This is a genomic window from Phycisphaeraceae bacterium, from assembly GCA_019636675.1.
Classification (GTDB): domain Bacteria; phylum Planctomycetota; class Phycisphaerae; order Phycisphaerales; family UBA1924; genus JAHBXC01.
Map to the genome: position 1 here is coordinate 1,234,191 of JAHBXC010000001.1, position 13,650 is coordinate 1,247,840.

Sequence of the window (13,650 nt, forward strand, 5' to 3'; positions counted from 1 at the left end):
GTCACGAAAGGGTGGCCATGGGAATTCTGATCACGATCGTCGTCGCCGTGCTGGTGCTCCTCGCGATCGCGGGGCTGGTGATCGGCATCTACAACTCGCTGGTCCGCCTGCGCAACCGCTTCCAGAACGCGTTCTCGCAGATCGAGGTGCAGCTGAAGCGTCGCTATGACCTGATCCCGAATCTGGTCGAGACGGCGAAGGCGTACATGGCGCACGAGCGCGAGACGCTCGAGGCGGTCATCGCCGCGAGGAACCAGGCGGGCAGCGCGCTGGCAAGCGCCGCGAAGGACCAGACGGGCGGGGGCATCGCGCAGCTCGCCAGCGCCGAGGGCGCCCTTGGCGGCGCGCTCGGTCGCCTCTTCGCGGTGATGGAGGCCTACCCCGATCTCAAGGCCAACCAGAACATGATGCAGCTCAGCGAGGAGCTCACCTCGACCGAGAACAAGGTCGCGTTCGCGCGTCAGGCGTACAACGACTCGGTGATGGCGTACAACACCTATCGCCAGTCGTTCCCGCCGGTGATTTTCGCCGGGATGTTCGGGCACTCGCGCGACGCGGAGCTGCTCAACTTCGGCGACGAGAAGATCCACGTTGCGCCGAAGGTCGCGTTCTGACCGTCGCTGACGAGGGGTCGCGATGAATTTCTTTGAGCAGCAGGACAAAGCCCGGAAGAACACGGGCCGGCTCGTCGCGCTCTTCGTGATCGCGGTCGTGCTGATCGTCTTGTCTGTGTACATCGTCGCGGTGCTCGCCGTCGGCGGGTTCGAGTCGAGCGAGCACTACCCGGGCGACGCGCCCCCGGCGTTCACCTGGTGGCGCCCCGAGATCCTGCTGTTCGCCGGAGGCGGCTCGCTGCTGGTTATCGCGATCGGGTCGATCAGCAAGATCTGGGAGCTGCGCGGCGGCGGCATGACCGTGGCGCGCTCGCTGGGCGGGCGCATGATCGTGCCCTCGACGACGAACCCGGTCGAGCAGCGCGTGCTCAACGTGGTGGAGGAGATGGCGATCGCGTCAGGGATCTCGACGCCGCCGGTGTTCCTGATGGACGCCGAGACGGGCATCAACGCCTTCGCGGCGGGCTACGACCCGTCGGGCGCGGTGATCGGCGTGAGCAAGGGCGCGGCCGAGCGACTGTCACGAGACGAGCTGCAGGGCGTGATCGCGCACGAGTTCAGCCACATCTTCTCCGGCGACATGCGCCTGAACATCCGGCTGATCGGCGTGCTCAACGGCATCCTCATCATCGGGATGATCGGGTACATGGTGTTCCGCGCCGCGGCCATCAGCGGCGGCGGGCGCGGTCGCTCGTCGTCGGGCGGCAAGGGCGGGAACCCGCTCCCGATCATCGCGGTGGGCGCGGCGCTCATGGCGATCGGGTTCGTCGGGACCTTCTTCGGGAACCTGATCAAGGCGGCGGTCAGCCGGCAGCGCGAATTCCTGGCGGACGCGGCAGCGGTGCAGTTCACGCGCAACCCCGACGGGATCGCGGGCGCGCTCAAGAAAATCGGCGGCGCGCGGGTGGGGTCCGAGGTTCATTCCGCGCACGCCGCCGAGATGAGCCACATGTTCTTCGCCCGCGCGCTCTCGGGCGGGCTCAACGGGATGTTCTCGACGCACCCGCCCCTGAAGACGCGCATCAAGCGCATCCAGCCCTCGTGGGACGGGAAAATGCTCGCGAGCGAGGCGTCGCCCGGTATCAACCGTGCACCGACGACCGAGGGCGCCTCCGGCTTCGGGGGCGAACGGCGCGAGCGGGCCGGCGCGATGCTGGCGGCCGTCATGGCGCCGACGCTGCTCGAGCAGATCGGGTCGCCTTCCTCGGCGCACCTGGAGTTCGCGCGCGAGCAGATCGCGCGGATACCCCAGACTCTCCGCGACGCGGCGCACGAGCCGTTCGGGGCTCGCGCTGTGGTTTTCGCGCTGCTGCTCGACGAAGACCTCGCCATCCGCGACGGCCAGCTCGCGATGCTGCTGCGCGCCGATCGTGCGGTGCACGACGAGCTGCTTCGTCTCGAGCGCGACGCGAAGGGGCTGTCGCGCGACCTGCGTCTGCCCCTGATCGACATGGCGTTGCCCGCCCTGTCGGCGATGTCTCCGGAGCAGGAGCGAGCGTTCCTCGACACGCTGCGGGGGTTCATCGAGGCCGACAGGAAGATCGATGTCTTCGAGTTCGTCCTGCAGCGCATCGTCCAGACACACCTGGTCGCGCGGCACTCGGGCGGGGGCCGGACCGTGGTCACGCACTACGGCCTGGGTAAGCTCGGCGCCGAGTGTTCCGCGTTGCTCTCCGTCCTGGCCGCGGCGGGGAACGCTGATGACGAAGCTGCACAGAAGGCGTTCGACGAGGGCGCGCGAACGCTGGGCGAGCCGGGGCTGAAGTACACCGGGCGCTCGGGGGCGGCGCTGAAGCACCTCGCCGACGCGCTGGACGCCCTGGCGCACACCGCGCCCAAGCTGAAGGAGCGTCTGCTGCGCGCGTGCGCGATGGTGGTCGCGTCCGACCGGCAGGTCTCGGCGCGGGAGGCCGAACTTCTTCGCGCCGTCGCGGACACGCTGGGCGTGCCGATGCCGCCGCTGCTGCCCGGGCAGCGCCTGGTGTGAGCGGGGATTTCGGACGCCGGGGGCCATCGCCCCCCTGCTCGAGCGAGTCCGAGAAGCAGAACTTCGGGCGATTCCTCGCTGGTGGCCCTGGCGGGCTTTTCTCGCCAAAGATGCGCGGCATGCTCTTGGTGGAGGCCCGATGAGTCGTCGTTCGCTGGATATCGCCCGCCGCGTCGCGCGGCTGCAAGGCGCGGATCGCGCTCGCGAGGTCGCGCGCGCGTGCGAGGGCGACGATGCGCTTCGTCACGAGGTCGAGGCGCTGCTGCGCGCCGACGCCGGGGAGACGATCGAACGCTCGGGCGGGGCCGAGAGCGCGCCGGCCGAGAGCGCGGTGCGTGACCAATCGGGAGACGCGAGGTACACGCTCATGTCGCTGCTGGGCGAGGGCGGGATGGGGCTGGTGTATCTGGCGGAGCAGGCGTCGACGGGGCAGCGCGTCGCGCTCAAGTTCCTCCGTCCCGGGCTCGTGAGCCGGCAGGCGATGCGCCGCTTCGAGCGTGAGGCGAAGATGCTCGGCCGGCTGCAGCACCGCGCGATCGCGCGCGCGATCGACGCTGGTTCGATGTCGCTGGCGCCCGGCGCCCCGGCGCAGCCGTACATCGCGATGGAGTTCGTCGAGGGCGTGCCGATCACGCGGTACGTCGAGCTGGCTCGCCCGGGGCTCAGCGATCGGCTCACGATGCTCGCCGAGCTGGCGCACGCGGCGCACCACGCGCACACGCGCGGCGTGATCCATCGCGATCTGAAGCCGAGCAACGTGCTGGTCACGCCCGAAGGGCGCGTGAAGGTGCTGGACTTCGGCGTGGCCCGCGCGATCGAGGAGAGCGACGACGGCCAGGGCGCGCAGTTCACCGAGGCGGGCAGTCTCATCGGCACGCTCGCGTACATGAGCCCGGAGCAGGCGTCGGGCGACGCGCGCGAGGCGGACACGCGCAGCGACGTGTTCGCGCTCGGACTGATCATGCTGGAGACGCTGACCGGGCGCGGCCCCGAGCCGCTGCACACCTCGACGCTGGCCGAGGCGCTCCGGCGCGCGAGCGAGCGGGACGTCAGCGCGGACCGCGGCGCGCTGGCCGCCCTCCCGCGCGACGTGCGCGTGATCGTTCGCACCGCCACGGCGAGGGAGCCGTCGAGACGGTACCAGTCGGCCGAGCAGCTCGCGTCGGACATCGAGCGGTATCTGCGCAAGGAGCCGATCAGCGCGCGCCCTCCCAGCGCGGTGTATCACGCGACGAGGTTCGCGCAGCGGCACACGGGGGCTGCGGCGGCGACGCTGCTGGTCGCGCTCTCGATCGTGGGCGGCGCGGCGCTGGCCGGGCGTCAGGCGGTCATCGCGACGCGCGAGCGCGATAAGGCGGTCGCGGCGGAGGAGTCGGCGAGCGCCGTGAACCGGCTGCTCGTGGACATGCTGACCTCGGCCGATCCGGAGCGCTCGCTGGGGCGCGACCTGACCGTGCGCGACGTGCTCGCGCAGGCGGAGTCGGTCATCGCGTCAAACACCGGCGCGACCGAGCGCCCGGGCGTCGAGGGATCGCTGCGCGGCGCGATCGGGCGGAGCTACTACGGGCTGGGGATGTACGACGAGGCGGACGCGCAGCTCACGCGAGCGGCGGAGCTGCTGTCGCGCGTCGGGCCGGACGCGTGGAAAGCGCGGAACGATTCGGTGCGGTATCTCGGCCTTGTCGCGACGCAGCGGGGGGATGTTGAGTCGGCCCTCGCGCTGGCCCGAGAGTCGCACGCCGAGCTGCAGCTGCGCCTCGGGGCGGATCACCCGGACACGATCCAGGCGGAGGCCGAGATCGCGCGGGCCGTGTACTCGAGCGGGAGCGTGGACGAGGGCATGACGATGTTCCTCGACATCGCCGAGCGCGCGGAGCGGGCGCTGGGCGTCGAGGACAACATCGCGATGACGCTGCGTCACAACTACGCGACAGCCCTGATCGATCGGGGCGATTTCCGCGGCTCGGCGGAGCAGCTCGCGGTCGTGCTCGAGCGGCGATCGCGGACGCTCGGGCCTGAGCACCCGCAGACCCTGTACGCGAAGAACAATCTCGCGACGACGCTCGTGCGCCTGGGCGAGAACGAGAGGGCGGAGCGCTTACTCCGTGAGACGCTCGAGGGGCGCCGTCGCGTGCTGGGCGAGTCGCACCCCGAGACGGCGAACGTCGCGATGAACCTGGGGAATCTGCTCGCGACCTCCGGGCGCGCCGAGGAGGCGGAGCCCCTGGTGCGCGCGGCGCTCGACGCGTTCGGCGCCCGGTTCGGCGACGCGCACCTGCGCACCGCGACGGCGATCAACATTCTGGCGTATCTGGTCGAGCAGCGCGGCGAGCTGGACGAAGCGGAGCGCCTGTACCGGCGGTCGCTCGCGGCGGTCGAGGCGATGTCTGGCGTTCTGGCGGCGGACACGCTGGCGCCGATGAACAACCTCGCGATGCTGCTGAGCGACAAGGGGGAGCACGGCCAGGCCGACGCGATCTTCGTGGAACTGATCTCGCGGACGACGGCGCTCGCCGGGGCGCAGCACCCCTTCGTGGCGGTGTTCACCAGCAACCGCGCGATGAACCTGACGCGCGCCGGGCGCGCCGACGAGGCGGTCGCGCTGCTCGAAGCGTGCATCCCGGCGCTCGAGGCGGGCTTCGGCCCTGACCACGCGCGATCGGTGACGGCGCGCGAGCGTCTGGCGGAAGCCGAGCGGGCGCGCGACGGGCGGTCAGGCTGACCAGGTGATGGACGCGATCGACGCGTCGTCGTCCCAGCTGGCTGTCTCGGCGAACAGCTCGAGCGCGTCGCAGGCGAGGCGGACATCGTCGTCGACGCCCGGCGAGGGGTGAAGGGACTGCGCAAGGCGCGCAGGGCCGAACATCTCCCCGTCGCGTGAACGCTGCTCGGTCATGCCGTCGCTGTAGAGGACGATCCGGGCTCCCGGGGCGAGGGTGACGCGCTGCGCCGGGTAGTGCGTCGCGCCGTCGATGCCGAGGGGTATGCCCGTTGCGCCGGGACGGCGCTCGTCGGCGCCGTCCTTGATGATCCAGTGCCCGTGCCCGGCGTCGACATAGACGACGGATCGGTCGCGCGCGTCGAAGATCCCGAGCCACAGCGAGACGAAGCGGTCGAGCGGCGAACGCTCGGCGAGGTAGGCGTTGACGCGTTCGACGGCGCGCGTGGGGTCGAGGGTCTCGAGGAGCGTCGCGTGGAGCGCCGCTTCGGCGCTGGCCATGATGACGGCGGCGTCGACGCCCTCGCCGGTGACATCGCCCAGGAACACCGCGGCGCGCCCGTCGGGGAGCGGGAACGCGTCGAAGAGGTCTCCCGCGAGGAACGCGCCGGGGCGGATCGACGACGCGTAGCGGATCGGCGGGATGCTCGCCTTGCGCGGGGGGAAGATGAGGTTCTGCACCTCGCGGGCGGCGAGGAGGTCGCGCTCCATCTGTTCTCGGCGCGCGGCCAGCTCGCGCTGGCGCACGCGCTCGAGCGCGCCGGCGGCGAGGGACGCGAGCGCGACGCAGACCTCGGCGGCCTCTTCGCGCAGGGGCGGGTCGCTCTCGTGGCTCTCGAGGTACAGGAGGGTCCACCCGCTCGCCCCGGGCCCGACGGGCGTGCAGAGCGCGCCGACGGCGCCGTGCTCGGCGAGCGTGCGCGACAGCTCGGCGGTGCGCTGGCTCGAGAGCAGGACCGGCCCGCGCTCGTCGATGGCGCGCCGGAGCAGCGTGCGGCTTGGGCGGATGGAGGACGCTTCGACGCCCGGCGGGACGGCGACGGCCTCGACGCGCTCGACGGCGTCATCGGTCCTCAGGAGGAACGCGTGGCGGCAACGCGTGGCGCTCAGCGCTGATCGCAGGAGCGTGGCGTGGACGTCGTGCGCGTCGTCGTCGGACTGCAGCTCGCGCGACGCGGCGATGAGGAGCTCGAGGAGGCGAGCCGCGAGCGAGACGGACCCGGTGCGCGCGCGGGTGATCGCGCCGCCAAGATCGGCGACGGTCTCGACCGTGGTGGGCGCGTCCAGATCGTCGTCGAGGCCGGGTCGATGGGGTCTGGGGAGCTCGACGCGCAGGGCGGTCGCGCCGAAGGTGAGCATGTCCGAGGCGTGGATCGGCATCGAGAGGCCCGGCTGGAGGGGCGCCCCGTTGAGCAGCGTGCCGGTGCGCGACGCGAGGTCGGTGACGAACCAGTGCCCGGCGCGGCGCGTGAAGCGCGCGTGGCTCCGCGAGACGGCGGCGTCGGGGAGGCAGACCTCGGCGTCGAGACTGCGCCCCAGCGTGGCGCTGTCGGCGTCGACGCGGAACTCGGAGTCGGGGCGCACCTCGGGCGCGAAGGTCTGCGCGACGCGGAGCGTGAGGGGCGGGGTGTGCTCGTGCTCTGGCTTCACGGCCCGAAGCGTATCGCAAGAATGGCCGACGCGCAGGACAACGCCGCGACATGCGCGGCGTTGGGTGCAGGGGGTCGGGGTTATGGCCTGACGAGAGCGGTCTCGCTCAGCCGCGCGCGTCGCGCTTCGCCTGATTCTTCCGGGTGCGGCTGGACACATGGCCCTGAATCTTGGGCTGTCCGGCCTTCTGGAATCGGACCGACTTGCGCTTGCCCACGGATCTGTCGGAGACCGCCTTCCAGGAGGTCTGGCGGGAAGCGACGGCCCCGACGCTGGCGGCCGGGACGGGCGTCGCGCTTGCGGCGTGCACGCTGCTCATGGCGCGAGACGCCTTCTTGGCGAGCTGCTTCTTGGTGATCTTCTTCTTGCTGGTTTTCTTCGAGACGGGCTTCGGAGCGCCGGCCTTTTTCGTCGTCTTCTTGGCGGTCTTCTTCTTCGAAGCTTTCTTCTTGGAGGTCTTCTTCTTGGAGGTCTTCTTCGAGACCTTGGCGGCGGCCTTGGCGTCGGCGGCCCGGCGTGCGGCGAGCGCGTCCTCGAAGCGGGCGAGGGTCTCCTGGAAGAGTTGCTGCTTCACGCGGGTTGCGTCGTTGCCCTTGGCGGGCGTGCGCCCCTGGGGCTTGCCCTTGCCGCGCGCCTCGCGGCGCTGGCGGTCGCCGAGGTCGCGGAACTTGTTGCGCAGCTTGCGCGCGCGGGAGATCTTCTGGAGGAGTCTCGCTTCGGAGAGGTCTTCGACGCGTTTGCGCGTGCTCCAGTGGACGAGTTCGAGTTCGCTGGCGGTGCAGAGCGCCTTGGCGCGCTGGATGGTGACGGTCATTGGCTGTCTCCTCACGGGTGTCTGTGCGCGCCCACGGAGCCGGGCGCTTCGACGCATGGTAGCGATCACGGGGTTGACGCGCACCGGCCCGGCCGTATACTTCGTCCGATGACGAAATGAATCCGCGATGACCACGACCCTCTCCAGCATCGGGAAAGCGCTCTCCGACGACACGCGCGTGCGGCTGCTGGTCGCGTGCCGCGAAGGCGAGGTGTGCGTGTGCCAGCTCACGGCGCTGGTGGAGCTGGCGCCCTCAACGGTGTCGAAGCACCTTCAGATCCTGCGCGACGCGGGGCTGCTTCTCAGCCGCAAGGACGGGCGGTGGATGCACTATCGCTGGCCTTCGCGCGCCGAGCGCTCTGACGCGACGAGCGACGCGCTGCGTCTGGTCGCGTCGGCGGCGGACCGCGAGGGGGTCTTTCGCGACGACTCTCAGAAACTGAAGGCCATCTGCGCGATCGACGCGGAGGATTTATGCCGGATGCAGCGGGAAGACCCCGGGTGTTGTTTCTCTGCACGGGCAACTCGTGCCGCAGCCAGATCGCCGAGGGGTTCGCGCGCTCGCTCCACGCGGGCGTGATCGACGCGTGCAGCGCCGGGACGGACCCGCACGGTCTGAACCCGCTCGCGGTCCGGGCGATGCGCGAGGCGGGCGTCGACATCTCGTCGCACACGAGCAAGACCGTGTCGGAGGTGGACCCGTCGACGCTCGACCTGGTCGTGACGGTGTGCGGGCACGCGGACGAGAACTGCCCGGTGTTCCCGGGGCGAGCCCGGGTGATCCATCGCGGGTTCGACGACCCCCCGAAGCTCGCGCTGGGCGCACGCGACGAAGCGGAGGCGATGGTCCATTACCGGCGCGTGCGCGACGAGATCCGGGCGTTCGTGGAGTCGCTGCCTCGCGTGCTGCGCGAGCACGGGATCCCGGCGCCCTCGGGGGCCGGCGCGTGACGCCCGACGCGAGCGATGCGTCGTGCGAGCCCTGCGCCCCTCGACCGAAGGGGCGCCTGGGGTTCCTCGACCGGTACCTGACGGCGTGGATCTTCCTCGCGATGGCGCTGGGCGTGGCGATCGGCCGGCTCGTGCCGGGCGTCGCCGGCGCGCTGGACTCGGTGACGGTGGGGACGACGAACATCCCGATCGCGATCGGGCTGATTCTGATGATGTACCCGCCGCTGGCGAAGGTGCGCTACGAGAAGCTGCCCGAGGTCTTCAAGGATTGGAAGATCCTCGCGCTGTCGCTGGTGCAGAACTGGGTCGTCGGCCCGACGCTGATGTTCGCGCTGGCGGTGTTGTTCCTGAGCGATCGCCCGGAGTACATGATCGGCGTGATCATGGTCGGGCTGGCGCGCTGCATCGCGATGGTGCTGGTGTGGAACGACCTGGCGCGAGGGAGCAGCGATTACGCGGCCGGGCTCGTGGCGTTCAACAGCATCTTCCAGGTGCTGTTCTTCGGGGTGTACGCGTGGGTGTTCATCACCTTCCTGCCCCCCCTGCTCGGGCTCGAGGGCGCGATCGTCGACGTGAGCATCGGCGAGATCTTCGGGAGCGTGATGATCTACCTCGGCGTCCCGTTCTTCGCCGGGATGGCGACGCGGTTCGTGCTGCGCCCGCTGAAGGGGGAGGCGTGGTACTCGGGGGTCTTCATCCCCCGGATCGCCCCGGTCACGCTGATCGCGCTGCTGTTCACGATCGTGGTGATGTTCAGTCTGAAGGGCGACACGATCGTGGCGCTGCCCCTGGACCTGCTGCGGATCGCGCTGCCGCTGACGATCTATTTCCTGGTGATGTTCCTGGTGAGCTTCCTGATGGCCAAGCGCGTGGGCGCGGACTACGAGCGGGCGGCGTCGCTGGCGTTCACGGCGTCCGGGAATAACTTCGAGCTGGCGATCGCGGTGGCGATCTCGGTGTTCGGGATCGCGTCGGGTGTGGCGTTCGCGACGGTGGTGGGCCCGCTGGTGGAGGTCCCGGTCCTGATCGGGCTGGTGCATGTGTCGCTGTGGCTGGGCAGACGCCTGTACGGGCGGCGTGAGAGTCAGGGCGGGTGAATCCCCCCGGGCCCGGGCGGGGAATATCCTTGGGCGTCGCGCGCGTTCCAGATCATGAGGCCGCGAGAGCCGGCCCGGAGACACTTCATGCGCAAGACCATTACGGCCGCGTGTTTCGCGGCCATCCCGATCGTCGCGCTCCTCGCGAGCGGCTGGCGATCACCCATGAACGACGCCGTCGCGGGAGGCGGCCACACCATGCGCACCGACGAAAGGCGTTCCGCGATTCATTACTCGAAGAGCGGCCACGACATCACCCCACTCTCGAAGGCCCGCGTCGCGGAGCTGGCGCTGACGCTGACCGATGAGGAAGCGCGGGTGCTTCTGAAGAAGGGCACAGAGCCCCCCTTCTGCGGCAACCTGCTCGATAACAAGAAGGAGGGCGTGTACACCTGCAAGCTGTGCTCGCTCCCTCTGTTCTCGTCGGACTCGAAGTTCAGCAGCGGCACCGGGTGGCCTTCGTTCTTCCAGCCCTACGACCGCGACCACGTGAGTTACGTCGAGGACCGCTCGCACGGGATGACCCGCGTCGAGATCCTGTGTGCGCGCTGCGACGGGCACCTGGGTCATGTCTTCGACGACGGGCCCCGCCCCACCGGGCTGCGCTACTGCCTGAACTCGGCCTCGCTGACCTTTTACGAAAAGGGCGAGCCCATGCCCGAGATGGCGATGCCGGTCCGCGTCGAGCGGGCCTACTTCGCCGGCGGGTGCTTCTGGGGGGTCGAGGACCGCTTCCAGCAGCTGCCGGGCGTGATCGACGCCGTCAGCGGCTACATGGGCGGGCACGTCGACAACCCGACGTACAAGCAGGTGTGCTACACGGACACCGGGCACGCGGAGACGGTGATGGTGGTCTTCGACCCGTCGAAGATCAGCTACGACGAGCTGCTCGGCTGGTTCTTCCGACTCCACGACCCGACGCAGCTCAACCGTCAGGGTCCGGACGTCGGGACGCAGTACCGCTCGGCGATCTTCGCGGCGGATGAGAAGCAGCTCGAGGCGGCCAAGCGGTTCATCGCGGCCCAGCAGGCGACGGACCGCTTCAAGAACCGGCGCATCGTGACACAGGTGGATCTCGGCGGCGGGACCTTCTGGGAGGCGGAGGACTACCACCAGGACTACCACCTGAAGAATGGCGGGTCCTGCGCGCTGCCCGAGCACTGATCGGCGCGAGACATCCGATCGACACCCCCACGCCGCCGGGCGATGCGTCCGTCGGCGTTGTCGTTGGCATGGATCATGGGCGCGGTGTGGTGCAAAAAAGACAACGGCCCCTGTGACAGTCAGGGGCCGTTGCGAAGTTCTGGAAGCGGTGCGGGGAACGCCTTACTTAGCGGCGGCGACGCATCCCGGCGAGGCCGGCGACGCCCAGGAGGGCAGCAGCGCCGGGGGCGGGAATCTCGGCAACGCCGATGGACAGGAAGCCGCTCTCCCAGATGGCGTCGGCCGCGAGGGTGTCGTCAACGAACGACTCGTAGAACTCGAGGCGGAGGATGCCGTTGGGGAGAACGATGTTGGGGATCGCGTTGTCGGAGAGGTCGATCTGACCGGCCGACGCGAAGTTGACATTGGTGCCGCCGAAGCCGTTGCCGACGCCGGGGGTGAGGAACAGACCGGAGAGGTCCGGGGCGACGTTGTCGTCGAAGTAGATGCGGGCCTCAGAGAGCCACGAGCCACCGAAGGTGGTGAGGTTCACGTTCCAGCCGATGGAGGTCATGGTGACCGTGCTGCCGGACGCGAGGCCGAGGGCGGCGGCGAGGTCGACGTTGAGGACGACGTTGCCGGGGTTGCTGAGGGCGAAGCGGCTCTCAACGCCGGAGATGTCGACGTTGATGATGGTGTTGGTCGCGCCGCGGACGCCGGTGAACCCGGCGGGGGTGCCATCAGCGGTGGCCGAGAGGTGGGGGTTGGCGAGGGCGGAGCCGGCGATCATCGCGAGGCCCGCAGCGCACAGAGCGAACTTGGTCATGGTGTCTTCTCTCCTAAAGAGTTCGAACTCAACCGGCGCACAACACACATGTGCGCCACAGACACAAACACAGTGCGCCCGCGCGAACATCGCGCTTGCGCACCTGACCAACTGGCTGCGGGGACTTTGACGCGTTTCTCCCTCAGCCGATTGGCGCCTGGCCGGCAGAACCGGTTCAGGCATTGCAAACTGTACCCGGAAACGGATCTAGTGCAAGATGTTTTTCTCGAAGTACGGAACCCCATGTCCCCATCGCTGGGGCGCTTAGCCCCGATCCCGCCGAGCGGGAGGTTCTCGGACCTGGCATTGCGGGCCTCCGGCGCCACCGAACCGCTCTGACGACGCGGAAACGCGGTTTTCGGGTAAACGACCCCCTAAATTGGGCATTACCAGATTCGGGGCCAGCGAATTTGACGATCCGATCGGCGTTGGCGTCTTCCAGGGCAGGGCTCGGCGCGAAGGGCGCTTCGAACCGGCCCGCGCGGGCGCCCGAGCGTGGTGGACGCGAACCCGTGACGCCGTGCGCCAGCGCGCGGGTCTCCCCCGAATGAAGAGCGGGCGCCTCGCTGTCACGAGGCGCCCGCGGTCTGTCCGAGAACGAACAGGAAGGGATTGGATCAGAGCCGTTGAGGCGCGGCTCCGAGGTTTCGGGATCGTTGAGGCGCGATCCCGAGAGGAAGGAAGAAACGCGTCAGATCAGATTCAGCGGCGACGGCGCATGCCGGCCAGACCAGCGACGCCCAGGAGCGCGGCGGCGCCGGGGGTCGGGACCTCGGTCACGCCCACGAACAGCGCGCCGCCCCAGATCGCGTCGGCCACGCCCGGGACGTCGTTGAACGACTCGTAGAACTCGATGCGCAGGATGCCGTTGGGGAGCACGATGTTGGGGATCATGTTGTCGGAGAGGTCGATCTGACCGCCCGACGAGAAGGACATGCTGCCGGGCGCGTTCTGGCCGATGCCGGGGGTCAGGAAGAGCCCGGACTGGTCGGGAGCGACGGCGTCGTCGAAGTACAGGCGGGCCTCGCTGAGCCAGCTGTCGCCGACCGTGCTGATGGTGACGTCCCAGCCGATGGAGGTCATGGTGACCTGCGAGCCGGCGGAGAGGCCGAGCGCGGCGGCCAGGTCGACGAGGAGGACGGTGTTGCTGGGGGAGCTGATCCCGTCGATGCTCTCGACGCCGTCAACGTTGACGTTGATGATCGTGTTGGTGATGCCGCGCGCGCCGAGGTTGGCGGCGGACATCGTGTCCATCGTGCGACCCATCTCGGCCGCCAGGGCGGAGCCGCTGAGGGCGACGACGGCGGACGCCGCGATGATGATGTTCTTCGACATGTGCTTCTCTCCTAAAGAAACTCAGACAATTGGGGAAACGAAACAGACAACCCCGACGCAGGACGACGCGACAACGCGACCGCCTTCGCGGGTGTGGCAACACATGAACGGCATGCCTCTGCTTGCCGAAAGGTCTGACGCGACGACGCCCCGTGCTCGGACACCGCCGCGACTCGCCCCGGTATTCGCCCGGGGTACTGACAGGGTTGCACCCGCTCGCGGAAACTCAAGTCGTAAGCTCATGTTTCTGCGATCTTTAGCGAAAACGAACGCTATGGGACCCCCCCTTTCCGCGTACTTTGCCCCGTTTCATCCCACCATGCGGGGTGACCCATTCGGCGCCCTCGAGTCCTTTGCGCTTCGGCCGCCCATGGGCTTGACCTCCTCGAACGCGCGGGCACAATCGTGCGATGCTCGCGTCCCCCCACACTCGCGGTTGGTGGCGGCCCGCTCCGTAAGGAAGCGGCCGAGGGCGTCCCCTTCGATCAACTGATCTCACGATCAGGGCCTCTTC

Annotated in this window: 11 protein-coding genes; 7 read left to right on the forward strand and 4 right to left on the reverse strand. The window is 69.3% G+C overall.

Features of this window, described 5'->3' with window-relative positions; genetic code table 11:
* Positions 1 to 17 precede the first annotated feature (17 nt).
* From KF684_05325 to KF684_05335, 3 genes are all read left to right on the forward strand, one after another.
* Positions 18 to 614, forward strand: a complete 597-nt coding sequence (locus tag KF684_05325) for a LemA family protein (GenBank protein MBX3352334.1) — start codon at positions 18 to 20, stop codon at positions 612 to 614.
* A 22-nt stretch (positions 615 to 636) separates the two neighbouring features.
* Positions 637 to 2,601 carry a M48 family metalloprotease gene (locus KF684_05330; GenBank protein ID MBX3352335.1) on the forward strand — a complete coding sequence of 655 codons (1,965 nt, stop codon included), beginning with the start codon at positions 637 to 639 and terminating at the stop codon, positions 2,599 to 2,601.
* A 139-nt stretch (positions 2,602 to 2,740) separates the two neighbouring features.
* Entirely contained in the window at positions 2,741 to 5,323 is a 2,583-nt protein-coding gene (locus tag KF684_05335) for a serine/threonine protein kinase (protein ID MBX3352336.1), read from the forward strand.
* On the opposite strand, the gene KF684_05340 is transcribed toward KF684_05335, so the two are convergent.
* On the reverse strand, positions 5,315 to 6,970 hold the full coding sequence (locus tag KF684_05340; protein MBX3352337.1) for a SpoIIE family protein phosphatase: 1,656 nt from the start codon (positions 6,968 to 6,970) through the stop codon (positions 5,315 to 5,317). The genes KF684_05335 and KF684_05340 overlap by 9 nt on opposite strands.
* Before the next feature lie 106 nt (positions 6,971 to 7,076).
* The gene (locus KF684_05345; GenBank protein MBX3352338.1) at positions 7,077 to 7,784 is read right to left on the reverse strand and encodes a hypothetical protein; all 708 of its coding nucleotides are present in this window, start codon (positions 7,782 to 7,784) and stop codon (positions 7,077 to 7,079) included.
* A 127-nt stretch (positions 7,785 to 7,911) separates the two neighbouring features.
* On the opposite strand from KF684_05345, the gene KF684_05350 reads away from it, so the two are divergent.
* The 4 genes from KF684_05350 (at position 7,912) to KF684_05365 (ending at position 10,996) form a co-directional block, all read left to right on the forward strand.
* Positions 7,912 to 8,364: a winged helix-turn-helix transcriptional regulator gene (locus KF684_05350; protein ID MBX3352339.1), complete on the forward strand. Its 453-nt coding sequence runs from the start codon at positions 7,912 to 7,914 to the stop codon at positions 8,362 to 8,364.
* Positions 8,259 to 8,735, forward strand: coding sequence for an arsenate reductase ArsC (locus KF684_05355; GenBank protein ID MBX3352340.1), 477 nt, complete (start codon positions 8,259 to 8,261; stop codon positions 8,733 to 8,735). Before KF684_05350 ends, KF684_05355 begins: the two co-directional genes overlap by 106 nt.
* 101 nt (positions 8,736 to 8,836) lie before the next feature.
* Complete coding sequence (gene arsB / locus KF684_05360; GenBank protein ID MBX3352341.1) at positions 8,837 to 9,832, forward strand: ACR3 family arsenite efflux transporter; 996 nt, start codon at positions 8,837 to 8,839, stop codon at positions 9,830 to 9,832.
* Between the two features lie 87 nt (positions 9,833 to 9,919).
* A complete protein-coding gene (locus KF684_05365; GenBank protein ID MBX3352342.1) occupies positions 9,920 to 10,996 on the forward strand; it encodes a bifunctional methionine sulfoxide reductase B/A protein in 1,077 nt (358 codons plus the stop codon).
* A gap of 166 nt (positions 10,997 to 11,162) precedes the next feature.
* Here the strand turns inward: KF684_05365 and KF684_05370 are convergent, their stop codons facing one another.
* A complete protein-coding gene (locus KF684_05370; GenBank protein ID MBX3352343.1) occupies positions 11,163 to 11,801 on the reverse strand; it encodes a hypothetical protein in 639 nt (212 codons plus the stop codon).
* 702 nt (positions 11,802 to 12,503) lie between these two features.
* Positions 12,504 to 13,136, reverse strand: coding sequence for a hypothetical protein (locus KF684_05375; GenBank protein MBX3352344.1), 633 nt, complete (start codon positions 13,134 to 13,136; stop codon positions 12,504 to 12,506).
* Positions 13,137 to 13,650: the final 514 nt, after the last annotated feature.